Origin of the sequence: Segatella copri, assembly GCF_026015295.1 — a bacterium.
Classification (GTDB): Bacteria; Bacteroidota; Bacteroidia; order Bacteroidales; family Bacteroidaceae; genus Prevotella; species Prevotella copri_C.
In genome coordinates this window covers 1,671,384-1,690,415 of the sequence record NZ_JAPDUW010000001.1, presented here as the reverse complement: position 1 = coordinate 1,690,415, position 19,032 = coordinate 1,671,384, and the positions used below count along the sequence as shown (strand labels likewise).

The window sequence follows — 19,032 nt, the reverse complement described above, 5'->3', positions numbered from 1 at the left end:
CTACGGTATGATACTAACCATACTTGACTTCCCCTCACGGTTCTGTCTTGTCTTGTGAAAGTGTACTTTGTCCCGACCGCTTAATACAACATTAAGGTGCATCGGTCGGTAGGCTACCGCTGACGGAACAGCGGGTTAAAACTGATACTTAAAGTATCATTCCAACAATTATCTATGCGACTTCATGTCGCACCCACGGTGTGTCCAAATGATGAATAGCAACACACCTTTTTTGTGCATTTACGCCTGTACCCAACATGGATGTGGAGCCGAACAATACTCGTACCGAACCCTCGTTCATGGCTGCTATCACCGCCTTTCTTGCCCTTTCGTTCTTGCACTCCTGAATGAAGCGGATTTCAGATGAAGGTATGCCGTAGTCCTCTATCAGCTTGCGCTTGATTTCAGAATACACGTTGAATTCCCCAGGTCTGTATGTTCCCAGATCTGAGAATACGAACTGCGTGCCCTTGTGATTGTCATAGCGTTTGTAATAGTCCGCTATCATCTTGGCACAATGGCTTGCCTTGTTGTCGGGATGATCCTCACAAGTCGGGGCTATCATGCGCATATCGAGAGCCATCTTTCGGGCATAGTCCGTGGCAATGAGCATCTTTGCCTTCTCTTCCGTTTCCGACAGAGGCAGTCTTCCGAGGATGGTGGCATCACCCGTCTTGGCAAACTCCATCAGCTTTTGGATGAAGTCCTCCTGCTCGGGTGTCGGTGGTATGTTATGAAGGATCTCGTTCTTCTGTGGTCTGTCCACACCAACCGCCTCTGCCGTGCGATAGTCGGTTATCTCGTTGTAGAAAGCAGCAAGCTCCGGTACCTTGATGAAGTATCGGAAACGCTCCTTCTGTACGATGTTGTTGGTGACGTTAAACTCGAAGTCGGTAGTCTTCTTGGCGAAGATTGCCGCCCACGCATCGAAACAGCGGATGTCCTGACGCTCCAGTTCCTTGGGGCGCAGATACTTGAAGAGCAGATACAGCTCAGTCAGTGAGTTACTGATAGTTGTTCCCGACAGGAATGTCGCTCCCAGATCTCTGCCTGTCCGCTCCTGTATGGTTCGGATAGCAAAGAGCATGTTGAGCGCCTTCTGGCTTCCCTCGCTGTTGCCGAGTCCTGCCACACGGTCGTGACGGGTGTTGAACATGAGGTTCTTGAACTGGTGGCTCTCGTCCACAAACAAGTGGTCAATGCCCATCATGCGGAAGTCCACCACATCATCGGTGCGCTGCTCGATGCTGTAGGCTATCTTCTGCAACTTTGCCTCCAGGTTCTGCTTTCGCTTTTCCAAGCCTTTGAGCATTCCCCTCGACACGTCTTTGCCCTGCGTGCGTATCACTTCCAGATTCTCCTCCACGGTATCAAGCTCAGCCTGCAATATCTGCCGTTGGAGTTCTGGCGATTGCGGTATCTTCCCGAACTGGTCGTGCGACATGATTACACAGTCATAGTCGTTGTTCTTGATGTTGTTGAAGAAGCTGACACGGTTCTTGGTGGAAAAGTCCTTCTCCGAGGCATAGAGTATCCTCGCATGGGGATAAGCTGTCTGATAGGTGGCAGCTATCTCCGCGACATTGGCTTTTAGTCCGATAATCATCGGCTTGTGAGCCATACCGAGGCGTTTCATCTCATGCGCAGCCATGCACATGATGAGGGTTTTGCCAGTTCCCACCTCATGGTCACATATCCCGCCGCCGTTCAGCAAAAGCATCCATACACAGTCCTTCTGACTTGGGTACACACTCTTGATTCCATACTTTCCGCCAAGGGCTTTCAAGTCCAAGCCGGGGAAGGTCTGGTGAGAACCGTCATATTTCGGACGCACGAAGCAGTTGAACTTCCGGTTGTACATCGTGGTCAGCCGATCCTTGAAGGAGTCAGACTGCTCTTCCAGCCATTCAGTGAACCCGTTGCGGATTTCGTCAATCTTGGCATTGGCAAGCTGTATGCCCTCGCTGTCACGCACCTTGATGTCGTTGCCGTTCTCGTCCTCACCGATGCTCTTCATCATGTCGGGACAAGTGTTGTGCAGGGCATGTTTCAGAAGACTCATGCCGTCATAGTGGCGGTAATAGCCCTTCACCATATACTCATCCGTGATGGCCATGGTCTTCATACTGCATTTTGCCGAATATTCGTCCATGCTGTCGGAATAGACGATGCTGACCTGTGTATTGAAGAGGTGGCTCATGTAAGCGGAATACACACCTGTAGGTATCCAACGCTCACCGAAGTTGAAGTCCAGGTCCTCAAAGGCTATCGGTTCGGGAATGCTTGCCTTCAAGGCTTCCAACGACTCTCTCACGATTGCATGGTCTGGATTTTCCTTCAGCCATTCTTCTATACGCTCCGCTTTCTCTATGACATTGCCAGCAATGAAGCGGTCGGCTATCTCGTAGCCGTCTATGAGCGGATTGTAATAGATGCGCCCTTTAAGCGCTTCCGTCAGTTCCTGTTCCGGCATATCCGATAATTCAGTCATATACGGCAAGTCGATACGGCCGAACTTGTTGAGCGAGGCGGTGAGCGCTTCCTCTGGAGAATCGACATGGCTGACCTCGTCAAGAGAAAAAGAGACCGGGTGGTCGAAGATGTCTGACTTTGTGAACTGTCCGTTTTCAACCCGTTCCAACGACAGCATGTCGCGCCCTGAGGCATCCATAAGGATGAACTTCACGTTCTGCTTGGCATTGAGGTTGCCGAAGCGGATGAAGAAAGCATCATAATAGACATTCAGGCTCTCACGCATCTGCTTGTTTTCCGTCTGTTCTTCCGCTTCATAGGTGTAAAGTTTCTGATAGGCATCACGGAGGGCGATATACAGGACAGCCTTTTCTTTCTGCTCCATATTCAGATCCAACGGCATGAAGGTAGCACCATACTTGGTAAGGTCTTTCAATACACCGATGTTTCCGGCAGAGTCGAGCACCATAGAACCCTCACGATGAAAACTTTCCCGTTTCTCATCAAATGGACGGTGCTTCATAGCATCCTCTTTCTTCTTTGCCAGCTCTTCCCGCTTTCTTTCTTGCTCTTTTTGTTGTTCCCGCTCATGATTTGTTTCTTCCAATGTGTTCTGAGTCTTGGAATCTTCTTTTGCCTCATTCCCTTTCGACTGTCCATGCCCGATTTGAACTTTGAGAACTTCAATCGGTTCCATCGGCGGCTTGAACTTCGGATCAAGCGTATCTTCAACGCCCAGAGCCTTGAGTTGTTCCTGACGGTGCAGTTCCGCCTTTTGGCGCAGCAGCACCCTGTCTTCGGGAGCCATGGTCATCATCATCTCGTAAAAGCCGTTGATTGGCGGATTCTCTTCCCAAGAGATGCTTGCGTATGGTTCATCACCAGGCAGGATCTTCTTTGCCTCCACATCTGGAGTGTTGGCATTGACATTTGCTTCATCAAAGGACTTTTCCTTATTTTCCAAAGGCTTTGTCTCAAACTTTGCCGTAGGATTGACAGCCTTCACTAGCGGACTTGCTTTCTTCTTTGCTGTTTTTTTGGCTGATGGTTTTGTGGTTGTCGTAGCCTTGCCAGTCTGCTTGCTTACCTGTTTCTTTGTTTCCTTTATTGTCAAGCGGTCTTCCTCTTCCATGCCCCAAAGGTCGAACAAGGTCATTTGGACATGTGGCTGCTGATGAACAGTCCGTTCATGATGCGAACCTGGTTCATCGGCATTGTTGCTTTCCACATTATTATATAAGTGTGGTTGCTCTGTTTGCCCTATGTCCAATGTTTCCTTTCCGTTTTCTTGTTTTACCTCAACTTCTGCCTGTTGGGCGACCTTAGTTTCTTCTTGCTGCTCCTCTATCCCCAAGTATCGGTTCAAATTGAGGTTCTTCTTAAAGTCTTCATGGAGCATCTTTCGCAAATCCTCTGCAATGCCTTCCACACCATCCTCATGCGTGTATATCATTGCAGGTTTGCCGAACGGGTCAGTATCCAACTTTGCCGTTGTATGGATAATGCGTTCCGGATGCTCCAGAAAGTAGTTGTTAGTCGGAATGCGGTTCTCGTCATTATAGACAGTGTCAAGCAGGTTGTCGTCTCCTCGCAGCGACTCCTTTTGGCTGTTTTTCTGCAGGATGATGAGGTCACTGCCCACTTCCGTATTGGCATTTTCCGTGAACAGGTTGTTGGGAAGACGAATCGCTGACACGAGATCTGCATGATAGAGCATCATAAAACGCGCGGCACTGTTGTTTTTGGCATTCAATACGCCTTGTGAGGTGATGAAGGCAACCAACCCGCCGTCCCTTACCGTATCAAGAGCCTTGACAAAGAAGTAGTTGTGTATGCGTCTGGTGACAAGAGCCCTCATGCCTTTCATGGCTGTATAGGACGGATCAAACACGGCAACATCGCCAAAGGGAATATTTGAGATGGCGAGGTCGAAGTAGTCATTGAAAGGCTTTTCTATCTTCTCGAATCCCTCTATGCGCACTTTCTGCTCCGGGTGCAGATGGCGGAGTATCTTTCCCGTAAGCAGGTCTTTTTCAAACGCCATAATGTCTGCCTTGGGATTGTTATCCAAGACCGAATCGACAAAGGCACCGATGCCTGCCGATGGTTCAAGCACCTTTTCGGGGATAATCTGATGCTCTTTCAACACATCCGTCAGAGCCTCCGTAACGGCTGACGGCGTGTAGAATGCCGTGAGGACAGACTGTTTCAGACTGTCCATCAACTGTTTGTACTCGCTTTCATTCTTGCTGTTTTCACGGATAAGTCTATGCAGCTCCACTGTTGGAGCAAACAATTCAAGGTCTGATTTTGCCCAATGGACGGCGTCCGCCAGTTCCCTGGCAGGGTTCAGGATGCACTTCAATCCGCCGAATCCGCAGTAACGCTCCAGAAGGAGACGCTCACGGGCGGTCGGCGTGCGCTGTTCCCTGTCAAGGATGAATGCCGTCTCTATCGCCTTGATGTTGTCGTTCAGCCGTTGTTTTCTATTGTATGCCATTTGACTCTATGAAAAGAGCTACGGCTCCCGTCAACTCTGTGTAGAGCTGCTCGTAGTCCGGTGACTGGGCAAAATCGTCATCGGTGAGGTCGTAAATGGAATACACGTTGTCAACCAAAGGCAGGAGGTTCTTGACAAACGCTTCCTGGTCTTCTACTGCTACCTCCAGGGGAAACTCACTGTCAACAACATCATACAGGATGCTGTACTTGGAAAAGCGGAGACCTTTCAGCAATGCTGCCATGGCAAGTTCTTGTGCCGCATCGGCAAAGAGGGCATCACGCCGTGCCTGCTCATATACCTCTGCGGCATGGTCTGCACGTTCGCGGATAAAGTCCGCATCGCTGGCTTGTGGAAAACGGTTCTCTCTGAGGTGGTTCAAGAGGTACAGTCCGTAATAGGACAGCTCTGTCTGTGCCTGTTTCTTTCTGTTCATTTGTCTGTTGAATGGATTAAGTGGTGAATAATAAACCGTGGATGGCGGTTGGTGTTTGTGTGAAAGCAAGAAAAGGCACTCGGTATCCCTCCGAGTGCCGCCACTTAATCCACAGTAAATAAAAGCATCCAATAAAGATAGTGCAAGGCGAACGCAATAAAGCTTGCTTTAATTGCTGAGCCGAAGCCTATCTTCGCAGTGAAACTGCAAAGACACCATTTATGAACCATGTTTCGGTGGCAAAGGTACAAACTATTTCTTGTATCTCTTCACATTTCCTCGCTTTTCTGCTGTTTTGCGCTCTGCAAAGACGTATTTCGTGTTGAAATTCTCGTCAAAGGCTATGGCTGCGGAGAATGATTTGCCTTGCTTGCTGGTGAAACCATTGAGCATTCTGGTCTTGCCCTTGGTAAGCAAGTCGGTGATGTCGGAATCAGTGAGCAACTTTCCTGCTACCTGCTTGAATACTGGCATACCGCACTCCTTGTTGCTGCATCTTACTACCTTTCCGAAGAACTGCATGGTACCTTGCTTGCATTTAGGACACTGGCAGCCGGAATCCTTGTGGCTGAAAAGTCTGTCACAACCTAACAATTCCGCAGTGATTTCACGGGTATAGCCTTCGATACTATGGGTGAACCCGTCTGCACTTGCTTCACCTCGTTCTATCTTGGCAAGTTCCGCCTCCCATTTGCCCGTCATCTCCACATTGGCAATCGCCATGTTCTTCACCACGGAATGCAGGGCGAGTCCTTTTTCCGTCGGCACAAGTTTCTTCTGCTGGCGCACCATATACTCTCGTCTGAGCAGGGTTTCGATGATGGCGGCACGTGTGGCAGGTGTGCCAATACCGCTGTCCTTCATTGCCTGGCGCATCGTATCATCTTCTATCTCTTTGCCTGCGGTCTCCATTGCTGCAAGCAATGTGGATTCCGTATGCAATGGCTTTGGTTTGGTCTTGCCCTCCGTGATGGTGCAGCCAGAAAGAGTGATATGCTGTCCTTCTTGCCAGTTGGGAATGACTTGCTCCTTGACCTCATTGTCGGTTGCGTCTGCATCCTTGTCCAGCCTGTTGTTCTTTTCCTTGAGCGACAACGCTCGCCAGCCAGTCTGTCGGATGATGGAGCCACTGATGCCAAATTCGACGTCATGATCCACTTGCGCCGATACTGATGTGATGTCCTTGATGCAGTCTGCCGAGAACGCTTCAATCATCCGGCACAATATCATGTCATAAACGATCTTCTCGTCCTTGAAAAGACCAACGGCTGCATTTTCTGTGATGAGCAGGGCATGGTGGTCGGTCACTTTGGCTGCATTCACGCTGTTCTTGCTGTAGTCCTCACTGCCAGGCAAGAGTTTCACTTTTTCTCCATATTCCGAATGATTCTCCAAATTCTTGAAGAGTTTGGGAAGGGTGGCAAATACATCATCCGAGATATATCGGCTTGATGTTCTTGGATAGGTGATGAACTTTGCCTCGTAGAGTTTCTGGGCGATGGAGAGTGTATGCTCTACCGTGAAGCCATGCTGGGAGTTGGCTTCTTTCTGCAAGGTGGTGAGGTCGTAAAGGAGCGGTGCCTTCTCCACCTTTCGCTTGGTTGCGACCTTTGTGATGATGGCAGAACCGGTATCTTTCACCTTATTATATATGTCGGTTGCGGTGGCTTTGTCTGTCCATCGGTTGGCAGATGTGAATTTTAGTATATTGCCACTGTCTGCATCAACCACACCGAAGTGTACCTGCCAGAACGGTTTCGACTCGAAACGTTTGTTTTCCCAATAGCGTTCGCACACCATACCAAGGGTCGGAGTTTGCACACGACCTACGGAATAGGTGCCACGTCCTGCGGCTATAGTAAGGGCTTGTGTGCCATTGATGCCGACGAGCCAGTCTGCCTCACTTCGTGCCTTGGCTGCATGATAGAGATTGTCATACTCCTTGCCATCCCTGAGGTTCTGAAGTCCCTCACGGATGGCGGTGTCCGTAAGCGAACTGATCCAGAGACGGTCGAAATGTTTCTGGCAACCGAGATACGCATAGAGGTATCGGAAAATCAACTCTCCCTCACGTCCGGCATCGGTTGCTACGATGATGCGCTCACTGCTGTCAAACAGCTTGCCGATAATTTTAATCTGGGCAAGCACACCTGCATCTGGTTTGTAGCCGTTCTCCGTCTTGACTTGTCGGGGAACAAGAACGAACGGGTCGGGAATCACAGGCAGATTCTCTGCATGGAATCCCTTCATGCCGTAGGTTTCCGGCATGGCTGGCTGCACTAAATGTCCGAATGCCCATGTCACAAAATAGCCGTTACCCTGCATATAGCCTTCCTCACGCTTGTCAGCTCCCACAATGCGGGCGATTTCCTTGGCTACGCTTGGTTTCTCTGCGATGATTGTCTTCATTGTCTGTTGTTTTTGTGACATCCGCAACCGTGGGATAGACGGTCGCAGATGTCGGTTGTTATGATGGATGATTAACTCTGTGGATCAAGTGGCGGCAACTACATCTTCACGCTTCTTGCCTTTCTCTTTGGCTTCTGTTCCTCGGCGTTCTGTTCCTTCTGCTGCTTTTCGTTCTTTGGCGCAGACTGTCCCGGACTCAGCGGCTCCTTGGTGTGCTTGGTCGCCTCATGGGTCTTGCCCTGCTCGTTGACGGCGACCTGTACCTTGTTCTCATTGGTCGGAATCTGTTCCTTCGCCTGTTTGAGGTCTGGATTGTTGCGGTAGGAACGTGGCTGCATCTTGTCGAAGTCGAACTTCACATAGGCGGTATAGGTACCGCTGCCGTTCTTGTTGGGCACTTCCTTGATCTCGATGGTCTTGCCTGCCACATAGTCGTCCTTCTGCTGCTCGGTCAGTTCCTTCTTGAAATAGGTGTTGAGTCGGCGGATGGTTCCGTCCTCATTGAGCCAGTGGTTGGGATCTTGCTGCTTCTTCTGACCGCCCGCATCACCTTCTGCCTTCTGCTCCTGCTTGTCGGCGGTTTGCTTCTTGTCTCCATTCTGTTTCTGACCTTGCGCCTGTCTTGTACTGCCAGGCACGAACTCCACGCCACGCTGTTCCACATTCACCTGCAACAGCGGTGTAAACTTGCGCCCGTTGGCAAGCTCAATCTCCTTGCGAAGCGGAATACCTGAGTAGAGCACTCTCTTGTCGTCCTTGGTAATAGGTGTCTTGCCGATGGTATCGGGTATGCGCACCTTGTTGGTAGGGATGTCAACAATCTCATTGGTGAGACGGTCGATACTGATGAAATGAGGACGCAGCTCACCTGTATTCTTGTCGGGGAAATCCACAACCTTTCCGAGGTTACCGTTCTGCAACAGGTTCTTCTTGTCCTCTGGAGTGAAGGTATAGCCTTTGTAAGCGACATCGAGTTTAGGCTCGTTGCGCACGAAATGCGGCACGAGTTGCAACTGGTCGTTATCGTCCTTGCGGAATGACAGACGGGCCTGTATCTCTATCTGTTCACCACCGAAGGTCGGCTTCACAATCACAAGCCCCGTCTTGCCGTAGTTGAGCAGGGCTTTCATATCCTTCTCATTCATACTGTTGAAGTCTATGCCATATTTGGCACCAAGTTCCTGCAGGTTCACATCGTTACCACTGATGAGGTTCTGCTTTACACCCGGAGCGGTCTGTGCCTGCTGTGCGGTTGCGGTCTGTTCTGGTTTCTGTTCCATGTCGTTCTCTTTTTCGTTTGTTTGTTCAGATGATACATTCTCTTTTTCTGTGTTAGCCTGCGTCTTGGACGCATCGTCCGATGATGCGGTTTCTTTCGCCTGACCTTCCGATTGCTTTGCCTCTTTCTCATAATTGGAGGTGTCAACCTTGTGGGCGGAAAGAATCTCCTTGTTAGCCTCCGGATCTTTCAGTAACTCCTTCATCACGTCAAGCAGGTTTTCCACCTGGTCTGCCGCTATGCGGTAGAATCCGAATCGGCTTGGCTCCTTGCACTGGCGGAAGAAGTTTCTAAAGAAACTGTCCATCATGTCACTGTTGCGGTCAAAACGCAGGAAGTCGGGCGTGTTCTCCGCCTTGGCGGGTGCTCGCTTCGGTGTGCCGTCTCTGCTGAGTCCGGCGACGACGCTGATCTCGCCCGTCTTTTCGTCACGGACTACCAGCACGTCCTGTTCATCACTCTTTTTCTTTTGTACCATAATTGTAAATATTTAATTGTTATACATAAATGCGGGCTTTTCTGTTCCCGTCGTTTTCTTTCTTTATTTCCTTTGCATACGTTCTGATAAAATCCTCCACATCGGAGCGTTTGTAGTACGGCTTACGCTTCAATAGTCGATAAGGGATCATTCCGCTACTACGGTATCGCTGCAATGTACGCTTGCTCACATGGAGCATGAGACACAGGTCTTGGTTGTCAAGCAGTTCATCTTCAAGTTTAGGGATGGTCTGCATCATATCCCTTCCAGACTCGTTGATGACATTGAGAACTGCCTCATGCTTGTCAAGTCTCTGCATAAGCTGTCTCATACCATTCTCAAATGTTGTTCTGTCAAGTGTATCCATATTTCTCCATTTTTTATGTTGTTCCTCTTTCCTTGAGGTACTTCTCTATATCTGACCGTCTGAAACGGCACGCATTGCCTACGAAGGTAAAGCCTATAACTTTGGCATCTCTCATGCGCTGCAGGGTGCGGCTGCTGATATGAAGCATCTCGCAGACCTCCGCACTGGTAAGGTACTCCTTTCCTGTGTCATTCTCTTCTCTGATTGCTGTACCATATTTTCTTACGTACGCTGCAATCTCTCTTATTTGCCCAGTCAGTTCCTTGAACGCCAAGCTGTCTATTGTTATGATTTCCATACGCTTTTGCATTTGTTCGCTGCAAAAGTACGGCAAAGGAATTTATCGGGCACGGTACTTACGCGTTACTACCGTGAGATTTTTATTGAATTTGTCTCTGAGTGTCCTTCTAAGGCGACACAAGCAACACGATTTCCGTGTTTTTATCCATCTCACAATATTCTGATTTACCTTTGCGCTCGTTAATCAACAAGTATACAAATATGGATATAGTAATCATTGAAAGAAAGACCTTCGATTTGCTTCTGGAGAGTGTGAAGGCATTGACGAGAAAGGTGGACTTCCTATTGGAGAAATCTAAAGACAGAAGTCTGGCTAAGTGGATGGATTCAGAAGACGTCTGTAAGGCTCTGAACCTTAGCAAACGATCCCTACAGAGTCTGCGTGACAAGGATTTGCTTCCATGCACCCAGATTGGAAGAAAGTTCTATTACAAGCCTGCTGATGTGGAAAACTTCATATTGCATAGTGCAGGCACAATAGAGGCGGACTGCGTATGATACAGACAGTATTGAATGAAGACCACGAGATTATTGTCGAAGTATTGAAAACAATTCGACAAAGCATGAGAAAGGCTGACAAGCTGGCTGAATGCAGTCATTTCCCGTTGAACGGCGAGATGTATCTGACAGACAGGGATGTTGCAGCCCGTCTACACATCAGCAAGCGGACCTTGCAGGAATACCGACATGCAGCTATCTTGCCTTATTTTATCATTGGAGGTAAAGTACTGTATCGGGAATCCGACATTCAGGCTCTGTTGGAAAGTAATTACAGTAACCACCAAAATGAACTATAACCGAGAAAAGCGGACTGCTTCCTTTTTAGGAAGACAATCCGCTTTTCTATATTATACTATTGTCAGTATACAATCAGCAACCATACAGATCTTTTGTCTGAAAACTGATGAATACTGGAGGATGCTGCTCCTTTACTTTGTCTGTCAGCCATTTTCTGAACACATCGGTATAATGGGTTCTGTATTTGAAAGAAATGGCTATCACTACATCAAGACTGTAAACATAGGCATGGTTGCCGTTTGACAATCGGATATATTTGCTATGTTCACACTCAGAAAAGACATTTTCTTTGAACATTCTTTTTATTGTCCTGTTCACCGAAGCAGGGATGACATTGAATGCTTCTGCTATCTCCCAATATGTCATCCAGATATTATTGCCAGTGAGTGTGACAGAGTAGTTGCTCACCTTTATAATGTTTCTTTTCATACTGCTGATTAAATTAGATGGTTTGACAAATGATATTTTCGACAGATTGTATGCGCTGTGACAATTTTTCCATATCGTCACTCAACTTCTGAGCGGTTATCTTGGCATAGATTTGCGTACTTCTGATGCTTGTGTGTCCCATCATCTTGGAGAGTGTCTCAATAGGCACACCATTGGAGAGACAGACCGAGGTAGCAAAGCTATGACGAGAGACATGCCAGGACACATTCTTCTCTATACCACATTGTTTGGCAACTTGCTTTATATCATATTTGCATACGCTATAAGCAGGAACCGGCAATAAACGGTCATCTTTTGCCAATCCTTCATATTTATCAATGATATGCTTGGCTACTTCAAGTAACCGAATATCACTTTCCACGCCTGTCTTTTGTCGCGATGTCTTAATCCACACATGTCCATCAAAAGAGGTCTGAATATTGCTCTTGGTCAGATTGCGCATGTCTGTCCAGCTCAGTCCGGTGAAGCAACAGAAAACGAATAGGTCACGGACAAGTTCGTATTTCTTTTTGGTAAACTGTCCGTTGATCAACTTTGTTATTTCCTCCATTGTCAGGAAACCTCGCTTTGTTTCCTCCTTACTGATGTGATAGGCATAGAATGGATCACGTGCAAGCCAACCGTTGTTGATAGCCATAAATATGATGCTTCTGAAAGGCATCATATACGACCATACAGTATTGGTGCAGTGACCTTTCTCTATTCGCAAAAAAACTTCGAAATCGGTGATGAATGCAGGGGTGAGTTCTTTAAGCGCAATGTCTTCCATCTTATAACGCTGTTTGATAAACTCCTCCAGATGCTTGTAAACCACTCTGTATTTCCAATAGCTACGCTGGCTTTTCATCTTGCCAACAAGCTTGGCATAGTCTTCGTTGTGCTTACGGAATACTGCAAGAAGGGTCTTGTGGTTCATCCCCATACCAAGATAGGAATTACGCACTTTCTCTGCTGTGACATAGCTATCCTTATCACATACATCTTGATAAGCCTTATTGATGCCGACAAGAATCTTGTCCAGCTTTCGGTTGGCCTCTTGCGCAACGATGCTTCGTCCACTCATGCGACCAAGTTCCACGCTCCACATTTTCTCATCCACGTCCAACTTACAGCTGAACTGTGAAATCTTGCCGTTTACCGTAATACGGCACATGACTGGAATCAGTCCGTTCTTCTTTGGCGCATTACGCTTCAGATAGAATAATACTCTGAATGTTGATCTGCTCATAACTTTCTACTTTTTTAACTGTTTGCAAAAATACTATGTACAGAGTCATTATCCCATTTGCAAATCCAAGCGAATCAAAGCATTAGAATCATGCATAAAAGAATCTTCCGAGTTTTCTTGGCAATCTTCTAATTATTAGATACTTTTGCCTCTTAATTCTGTGATTTTCGCCCATTCATTATCATCAAAAAACAGTAACGTTATAGTAACGAAAGTCTGTCTTAGACTGGCATTTTTCTGTCTTCTGATGTCTTTATGGAAAGCCCCATCCACCGACATAATTCAGTCATTTTCAACTATTTTGCTTTAATTATTACTGATTTTCAACTTTTTGTTGTATCTTTGCAACAGATAAGCTGCACTCGGCAATTTGAAAGCAAGCTTTCATTGCGCTCGTTTGCATTATCTTTGCAAAAGAACAAAGAAATTTCTAAGAACTATACATATATATAATAACCCTTTAAAGATAAGAACTTATGAAGCGACTATTACACATTCAATTTCTATTGGTATTGTTGCTGGCGCTGGGATACTCTCCTCTGCAAGCCAAGCGAATCACACAGTGGCAGGCTCAGCAACAGGCCTACAGCTTCTGGGGAAAACAGATGCCGCAGAAGGCGAAGGCGAAGAGCCGCACGGCTACTACTGCATCGCCATCGGATGCTTACTATGTATTTAACAACGACGCAGGCGGATTCGTCATTATCGCTGGTGATGATGCCGTAACGCCAGTATTGGGCTATACTTCAACGGGATCATTTGATGCCGAGAATCTGCCTGACGGACTGAAGGACCTGCTGAAGAGCTATGAACGGCAGATTGCGGCGCTGGGCGACAATTATGTAGCGAACCAGACTGCCACGAGAGCCGCTTTTACAGGCGAAAACCTGCTCAATACCGCAAAATGGAACCAGAATGCTCCATTCAACAAGTATACGCCAAACAACTATGTAACAGGCTGTGTAGCAACGGCTGGAGCCATCGTAATGAAGCACCACGGCTATCCTGCCAAGGGTACCGGAAGTCATACTTATACCTGGAATGGACAGGACCTTACTGCAAATTTCGAGCATGATTATGACTGGGCAAGCATGCCTGATAAGTATACTAGTGGTAATGATGAGGCATTTAACGGTGTTGCCAGACTGATGTCAGACTTGGGTGTTGCCGTGGAGATGCAATATGCCAAGGGTGGAAGCGGTGCTACGATGGAAGCCCTGGTAACTGCTCTGAAAAAGTATTTCGGTTACAGTAAGTATGCCAGACTTCTGGCAATAGCGGATTTGGGTGCAGAAGTCTGGAACGACAGATTGCGTGCCGAGATTGATGCCGACCGTCCGATTCTTTATTCTGCTGTTAATTCTAATGAAGGAGGTCACTCCTTTGTGATTGATGGCTATAAGGATGAAAGCTTCAGCGTAAACTGGGGTTGGGGTGGATATTGTGATGGATTCTATCGCATCGGTGCCCTCAATCCTGAAACTGGCGGAAAGCCTCTGGGCGATCAGTATAATCTGTCTCAATCGGCTGTATTCTCACTTCAGCCATCTGACGGCGAGGAAGTTATTTCTAATCTGGGATTCATCAAGATTGATGGTTATCTGGAAACGATGAACATGAATGTTACTGATGTGAAGGCTGATAAAAAACTGAATCTCTATCTTTTACCTCTTCAAAGCCAGGGTGACAATCCGTTTACGGGAGAAGTAGCGATAGCTTTGAAGAATGCCAAGGGCAAAACCCGTAAAGTCTTTGGGGCAAAAACGATTAAGGACTTTAAACCTAGTTTTTATAAGCCTTTAATCACATTAGAGGGATCTTGTCCGGTGGATGCTCAGGAGGGTGACTACCTGGCTATTGTTTCTAAGGAAGACGGAACTGACGAATATGTAGAAATCTTAGGACCTGATGTGGAGGAAGTTCATTTGCCTGCTACAGGATTCCAGCCTCGCACATTCGAAGTGAAAACGGAATTGGGCGAAGGGGCGCAGTTTGTAGAGGCTTCTTCAGCTTATAATTGGGTTAGCAGATTATACAATGGTAAGCCATTGCAGGGCTGTCCTTATTATTTCGATGTGAAGATAGATGCAGGTATTGCCAAGAGTTTTATTGAATTGGATGGTAAGAGTGTTCCTACGGCATCTTTCTCTAATGGTGCTACGTTTTATGCTATATCTCCAGGTGTAAAACCTGTTTATAACCTGGTCGTTAAGACATATCGCACCTATGAGGAAAAGACTGTTGAGGTAACTTTAGCTGCACCGGGACAACTGAAGGCTGAATTGGATAGTAAGAATCTGGATTATTATGTATATACAAATATCAAAGTAAACGGCGAGATTGACAAGCGCGACTTTGACGAATTGAACTGCCATTCTTTTACAGGCATCGACTTGAGTAATGCCAAGGTTGTGGCTTATGGTTATTTCAAGGCTGATATGATTCCAAATTTTGCATTTGAAAACAATGCTTATCTTGAGCATTTCAAGATGCCTGCAGGTGTCAAGGAGTTAGGTTCCAATGCCTTTATGTTAACCAAACTGAAGGAAATTGATTTACCTGAGACGATAGAGGAATTCGGCCGCAACACATTCAATGCCTGCTTCGAATTGAAGAATGTATATATGCGTCATAAGGAGGCACCTTACTGGATAAACTGGTGTGTATTTGCCGCCAAGGGTGATATAACCCGCACGCTGCATCTCTATCCGGGCAGCAAGGCGAAGTATGAGGCTCATTCGAATACCCAGGATTGGATAGTCTACTTTGATAATGTGGTAGAGGATCTGGAGCCTACCGGCATCCATTCTGTAACATTGGATAAGAAGCCAGGCAATGCTGCCATTTATGACCTGAACGGCCGCCGCATACAAAATGTTCCATCTAGGGGTATCTATATCCAGAATGGAAAGAAAATCAGCGTTAAGTAATGTTGAATGTTGAGTGTTGAATGTTGAGTGTTGATTATTACAATTAAAAGATAAGAATCCCCTGGTGCTCTCTGTAGCATCAGGGGATTTTTTTGCAGTAAGATACGCAAGTACGCCAGGCATTTCACCCTTCCTGCATTACGAAAAGAGGAGGGTGATGAGCGGGATGGTGATGATGCTGCCAACCGTGGTGATGAATGTCATCTCGGTGATGAGCGAAGGATTGCGGCCGTATTTCAGACAGAACATCGTGCCGAAACTGGCTACGGGCATCGCAATGACAACCGTATTGATGTCGTTGACCTGATCGCTTACACCACATACCTTGAACAGGAAATAAATACTCAGAGGTACTACCACAAGACGCAAGAACGAGGAGAGGTATACCTTAGGACTGCCGATAATCTCCTTCACCGGCAACTTAGCCATCGAGGAGCCGATAATCATCAGGGCTGCCGGAACCGTTATGTTGCCCACCATCGTTACCGGACGCGCAATGATATCAGGCGTATGAACCCCGAAAGCTACCAGGAGGGCGGCAACAAAGGCACCCAGAAGAGCCGGAGAAAACAGCACCTTAGGATTGAACTGCTTGATGCTGTACTCGCCCTTGATGAGCATTACACCTGCCGTAAAAATAAAAAAGGTGTTCGGCATGTTGAGCAGCGCGGCATAAAAAATGGCCTTCGGACCGAATATGCTCGAAACAATAGGGTAGCCGATGAAACCTACATTGGCAAACATCAGCGCAAAACCTATCATGCCCTGGTCATCATGATTGCGCGTGATGAGACGCGGCACCCAGAAACCGAATACCAGCAAAAGGATGTAGGTAAGAAAACCTACGCCCAGGAGGGGAAGGATGAGCGTGCGGTCGGGCAGCTCATCGCCCATTACTGACGAGAGCACCAGCAGGGGACAGGTGATATCTACCACCATGCTGGATAGCTTCTTGTCAAACTTGTCGCCCATATATCCCAACTTGCAGGCGACGTAACCTAAAATCACGATGATGAAAAGTATCACCATCACTTCCAAATTCTCCATTTATCCTGAAAAACTATACCTTATATATATATGTATGCCGGAATCCCGATATTCTCTCGGAATTTCCGGCAAAAATGGGTTAATCGATAAATCGCTTGGTAATATCTCCGTAGTTCTCGATGCGGCGGTCGCGGAGGAATGGCCACCAGCGGCGCACATTCTCGCTGTGCTTCAGGTCGATATCTACCACCAGGCTCTCTTCTTCCTGATCGCTGGCACGGTAGTAGAGCTCGCCCTGAGGACCGGCTACGAAACTGCTGCCCCAGAACTGGATGCCCTCGGTCTGACCGCTAGGATCAGGCTCGAAACCTACGCGGTTTACGGCAACGACCGGCAATCCGTTGGCTACGGCATGGCCTCGCATCACGGTAGTCCACGCCTCGCGCTGGCGCTGCTGCTCCTCCTCGGTATCATAGGTGGCATAGCCGATGGCGGTAGGATAGATGAGCATTTCGGCTCCCTGCAGCGCCATCAGACGGGCTGCTTCGGGATACCACTGGTCCCAGCAAACCAGCACGCCGAGCTTGCCTACAGAGGTCTGGATAGGGTGGAAACCGAGGTCGCCCGGAGTGAAATAGAACTTCTCGTAGTAGGCAGGATCGTCGGGGATGTGCATCTTGCGGTATTTTCCGGCTATGCTTCCATCCTTCTCCATCACTACCGCCGTATTGTGGTAGAGCCCCGGAGCGCGGCGCTCGAAGAGGGAGGTGACGATGACAACGCCGAGATCCTTGGCAAGCTTGCCGTAGAAATCGGTCGAAGGGCCCGGAATAGGCTCTGCCAGGTCGAAGAGGTCAACATCCTCTACCTGACAGAAATAGAGGGAGTTATGAAGCTCCTGAAGCACGATGAGCTCTGCGCCGCGATGGGCGAGGTCGATGATGCCTTCTGCCAGGCGCTGCTTGTTGTTGGCGATATCTGCCGTATTATGAAGTTGTAATAAACCGACTTTCATTTTTTGCTTTTAATGTTAAATGTTAAATGTTGAATGTTGAGTGTTGAATTTTGAGTCTCTGAGGGCTCCCTCGGGCAACTGCATGGTGATGCAGTGGATGCTGCCATGCTGGCGGATGATGGTCTGCGAATCTACGCCGATGATTTCGCGGTCGGGGAAGGCGAGCTGAATCTGCTTGCGTGCCTCCTCGTCCTTTTCCGGCTGATTGTAGGTGGGATAAATCACCGCCTTGTTCAGTATCAGGAAGTTGGCGTAGGTGGCAGGCAGGCGGTCGCCCTCGCTCTCCGGGTTGGTGGTGAGGCAGTCGCCCTCATCATAGATAGGGTCGGGCATCGGCAGTTTGAGCAAGCGGTAAGGGTATCCCTCCCAGGTGAAGAGGCCCTTGAGCTGCTTCTCCAGTGCCTGGAAGTCCTCATACTGCTCATCTTCCGGATTATCGCAGCCTACATATAATAAGGTGTCGTGCGGTGCCACTCTCACGATGGTGTCGATGTGGCCGTCGGTATCATCGCCAATCAGATTGCCGTGATCCAGCCAGACGACTCTCTTGAGCTGGAAGAAAGTCTGCAGCAGATGGTCGATGCTGTCGTGGTCGAGCGGCTGGTTGCGGTGAGGCGCCAGCAGGCACTGTGAGGTGGTGAAGAGTGTACCCTTTCCGTCACTCTCGATGCTGCCTCCTTCGAGCACGAAGCCCTGGTGGTTCTCTATATCGGCATTGAAGGCTGCCTGATAGTATAGTTGCAGGGTGATGGCATTATCCTTCTCCCATCTGAACTTTTCGCCCCAGCCGTTGAACTTGAAGTCGAGTATGCGGTAAGGCACCATCCAGGTGTTCTGCTTTTTGCGCAGCACCATCGTGAGGGGTCCGTGGTCGCGCACCCAGGTATCATTGCTTTCTACCTCGTAGAGCAGCACGCGGCTCATCTGTTCGGCAGAGAGCTTTTTCTTGAGCTGGTATCGGGTGGCAGGCACATCGGGTGTAGCCACAAGCAGCTGCTCGTAGCGCGTGATGATATCTGCCAGTTCGAGATAAGTATCTGTAATTTCAGGCAGATACGGCTTCCAGTCGGTGCCGGCATGTGGCCAGGTGAGCATGATGGCGCTCTGTGGCTCCCATTCGGCAGGGAGTGCGAAATCGCAGGGTAATGTAGATTGATGCATAAGCTATACTATTTTTATGATACGATGTTCTATACCAATTTATTATACTCTGTTCTTCATCGGGAACCTTTCCTTGGGGACGGGCTCCGTTCTGCTTTTATGAAGTATGCTTGCAAAATTAATAAAAAATCTACAACTATCGGCTGTTTTTGTGAAATATTTTGCGCAAAAGCGAAACTTTATATTAAAAAAGTTTAAACGGAGGGCTGTATGGAGATAAAA

14 protein-coding genes are annotated in these 19,032 nt (G+C 48.0%); 3 read left to right on the top strand and 11 right to left on the bottom strand.

Annotated elements, in window-relative coordinates; genetic code table 11:
- Positions 1-172: 172 nt before the first annotated feature.
- From ONT18_RS07320 to ONT18_RS07295, 6 genes are all read right to left on the bottom strand, one after another.
- On the bottom strand, positions 173-4,972 hold the full coding sequence (locus ONT18_RS07320) for a DNA methylase (protein WP_264904724.1): 4,800 nt from the start codon (positions 4,970-4,972) through the stop codon (positions 173-175).
- Positions 4,959-5,408 (bottom strand): DUF1896 domain-containing protein, encoded by a 450-nt coding sequence (locus ONT18_RS07315; protein WP_264904722.1) that lies wholly within the window; start codon positions 5,406-5,408, stop codon positions 4,959-4,961. Before ONT18_RS07315 ends, ONT18_RS07320 begins: the two co-directional genes overlap by 14 nt.
- 252 nt (positions 5,409-5,660) lie before the next feature.
- Positions 5,661-7,817, bottom strand: a complete 2,157-nt coding sequence (locus ONT18_RS07310; RefSeq protein ID WP_264904720.1) for a type IA DNA topoisomerase — start codon at positions 7,815-7,817, stop codon at positions 5,661-5,663.
- Positions 7,818-7,915: 98 nt separating this feature from the next.
- Complete coding sequence (locus ONT18_RS07305) at positions 7,916-9,574, bottom strand: DUF3945 domain-containing protein (RefSeq protein ID WP_264904718.1); 1,659 nt, start codon at positions 9,572-9,574, stop codon at positions 7,916-7,918.
- A gap of 19 nt (positions 9,575-9,593) precedes the next feature.
- The gene (locus ONT18_RS07300) at positions 9,594-9,941 is read right to left on the bottom strand and encodes a helix-turn-helix domain-containing protein (protein WP_089545031.1); all 348 of its coding nucleotides are present in this window, start codon (positions 9,939-9,941) and stop codon (positions 9,594-9,596) included.
- A gap of 13 nt (positions 9,942-9,954) precedes the next feature.
- Positions 9,955-10,239: a helix-turn-helix domain-containing protein gene (locus ONT18_RS07295; RefSeq protein WP_176425621.1), complete on the bottom strand. Its 285-nt coding sequence runs from the start codon at positions 10,237-10,239 to the stop codon at positions 9,955-9,957.
- A gap of 203 nt (positions 10,240-10,442) precedes the next feature.
- Between ONT18_RS07295 and ONT18_RS07290 the strand changes: the two genes are divergently transcribed.
- Both ONT18_RS07290 and ONT18_RS07285 read left to right on the top strand, forming a co-directional pair.
- Positions 10,443-10,739 carry a helix-turn-helix domain-containing protein gene (locus ONT18_RS07290; RefSeq protein WP_089545029.1) on the top strand — a complete coding sequence of 99 codons (297 nt, stop codon included), beginning with the start codon at positions 10,443-10,445 and terminating at the stop codon, positions 10,737-10,739.
- Positions 10,736-11,038: a helix-turn-helix domain-containing protein gene (locus ONT18_RS07285; protein WP_089545028.1), complete on the top strand. Its 303-nt coding sequence runs from the start codon at positions 10,736-10,738 to the stop codon at positions 11,036-11,038. The genes ONT18_RS07290 and ONT18_RS07285 overlap by 4 nt, the downstream gene beginning before the upstream one ends.
- A 73-nt stretch (positions 11,039-11,111) precedes the next feature.
- Here ONT18_RS07285 and ONT18_RS07280 read toward each other — a convergent pair whose 3' ends face one another.
- Entirely contained in the window at positions 11,112-11,468 is a 357-nt protein-coding gene (locus ONT18_RS07280; RefSeq protein WP_089545027.1) for a hypothetical protein, read from the bottom strand.
- Positions 11,469-11,481: 13 nt separating this feature from the next.
- The gene (locus tag ONT18_RS07275; protein ID WP_089545026.1) at positions 11,482-12,717 is read right to left on the bottom strand and encodes a site-specific integrase; all 1,236 of its coding nucleotides are present in this window, start codon (positions 12,715-12,717) and stop codon (positions 11,482-11,484) included.
- A 476-nt stretch (positions 12,718-13,193) separates the two neighbouring features.
- Here ONT18_RS07275 and ONT18_RS07270 point away from each other — a divergent pair, with 476 nt between their 5' ends.
- Positions 13,194-15,647, top strand: coding sequence for a C10 family peptidase (locus tag ONT18_RS07270; protein WP_264904713.1), 2,454 nt, complete (start codon positions 13,194-13,196; stop codon positions 15,645-15,647).
- 138 nt (positions 15,648-15,785) lie between these two features.
- Here the strand turns inward: ONT18_RS07270 and ONT18_RS07265 are convergent, their stop codons facing one another.
- From ONT18_RS07265 to ONT18_RS07255, 3 genes are all read right to left on the bottom strand, one after another.
- Complete coding sequence (locus tag ONT18_RS07265; RefSeq protein ID WP_006847346.1) at positions 15,786-16,694, bottom strand: AEC family transporter; 909 nt, start codon at positions 16,692-16,694, stop codon at positions 15,786-15,788.
- Between the two features lie 79 nt (positions 16,695-16,773).
- Complete coding sequence (locus ONT18_RS07260; RefSeq protein ID WP_264904710.1) at positions 16,774-17,649, bottom strand: carbon-nitrogen hydrolase; 876 nt, start codon at positions 17,647-17,649, stop codon at positions 16,774-16,776.
- Positions 17,650-17,664: 15 nt separating this feature from the next.
- Positions 17,665-18,810, bottom strand: coding sequence for an agmatine deiminase family protein (locus ONT18_RS07255; RefSeq protein ID WP_254971490.1), 1,146 nt, complete (start codon positions 18,808-18,810; stop codon positions 17,665-17,667).
- Between the last annotated feature and the right edge of the window lie 222 nt (positions 18,811-19,032).

Bases quoted from the DNA above. Each gene is read 5' to 3' on its own strand.
- ONT18_RS07295 (WP_176425621.1), bottom strand. From the start codon at position 10,239: ATGGAAATCATAACAATAGACAGCTTGGCGTTCAAGGAACTGACTGGG.
- ONT18_RS07290 (WP_089545029.1), top strand. From the start codon at position 10,443: ATGGATATAGTAATCATTGAAAGAAAGACCTTCGATTTGCTTCTGGAG.
- ONT18_RS07255 (WP_254971490.1), bottom strand. From the start codon at position 18,810: ATGCATCAATCTACATTACCCTGCGATTTCGCACTCCCTGCCGAATGG.
- ONT18_RS07315 (WP_264904722.1), bottom strand. From the start codon at position 5,408: ATGAACAGAAAGAAACAGGCACAGACAGAGCTGTCCTATTACGGACTG.
- ONT18_RS07300 (WP_089545031.1), bottom strand. From the start codon at position 9,941: ATGGATACACTTGACAGAACAACATTTGAGAATGGTATGAGACAGCTT.
- ONT18_RS07285 (WP_089545028.1), top strand. From the start codon at position 10,736: ATGATACAGACAGTATTGAATGAAGACCACGAGATTATTGTCGAAGTA.
- ONT18_RS07265 (WP_006847346.1), bottom strand. From the start codon at position 16,694: ATGGAGAATTTGGAAGTGATGGTGATACTTTTCATCATCGTGATTTTA.
- ONT18_RS07260 (WP_264904710.1), bottom strand. From the start codon at position 17,649: ATGAAAGTCGGTTTATTACAACTTCATAATACGGCAGATATCGCCAAC.
- ONT18_RS07270 (WP_264904713.1), top strand. From the start codon at position 13,194: ATGAAGCGACTATTACACATTCAATTTCTATTGGTATTGTTGCTGGCG.
- ONT18_RS07305 (WP_264904718.1), bottom strand. From the start codon at position 9,574: ATGGTACAAAAGAAAAAGAGTGATGAACAGGACGTGCTGGTAGTCCGT.
- ONT18_RS07280 (WP_089545027.1), bottom strand. From the start codon at position 11,468: ATGAAAAGAAACATTATAAAGGTGAGCAACTACTCTGTCACACTCACT.
- ONT18_RS07275 (WP_089545026.1), bottom strand. From the start codon at position 12,717: ATGAGCAGATCAACATTCAGAGTATTATTCTATCTGAAGCGTAATGCG.
- ONT18_RS07310 (WP_264904720.1), bottom strand. From the start codon at position 7,817: ATGAAGACAATCATCGCAGAGAAACCAAGCGTAGCCAAGGAAATCGCC.
- ONT18_RS07320 (WP_264904724.1), bottom strand. From the start codon at position 4,972: ATGGCATACAATAGAAAACAACGGCTGAACGACAACATCAAGGCGATA.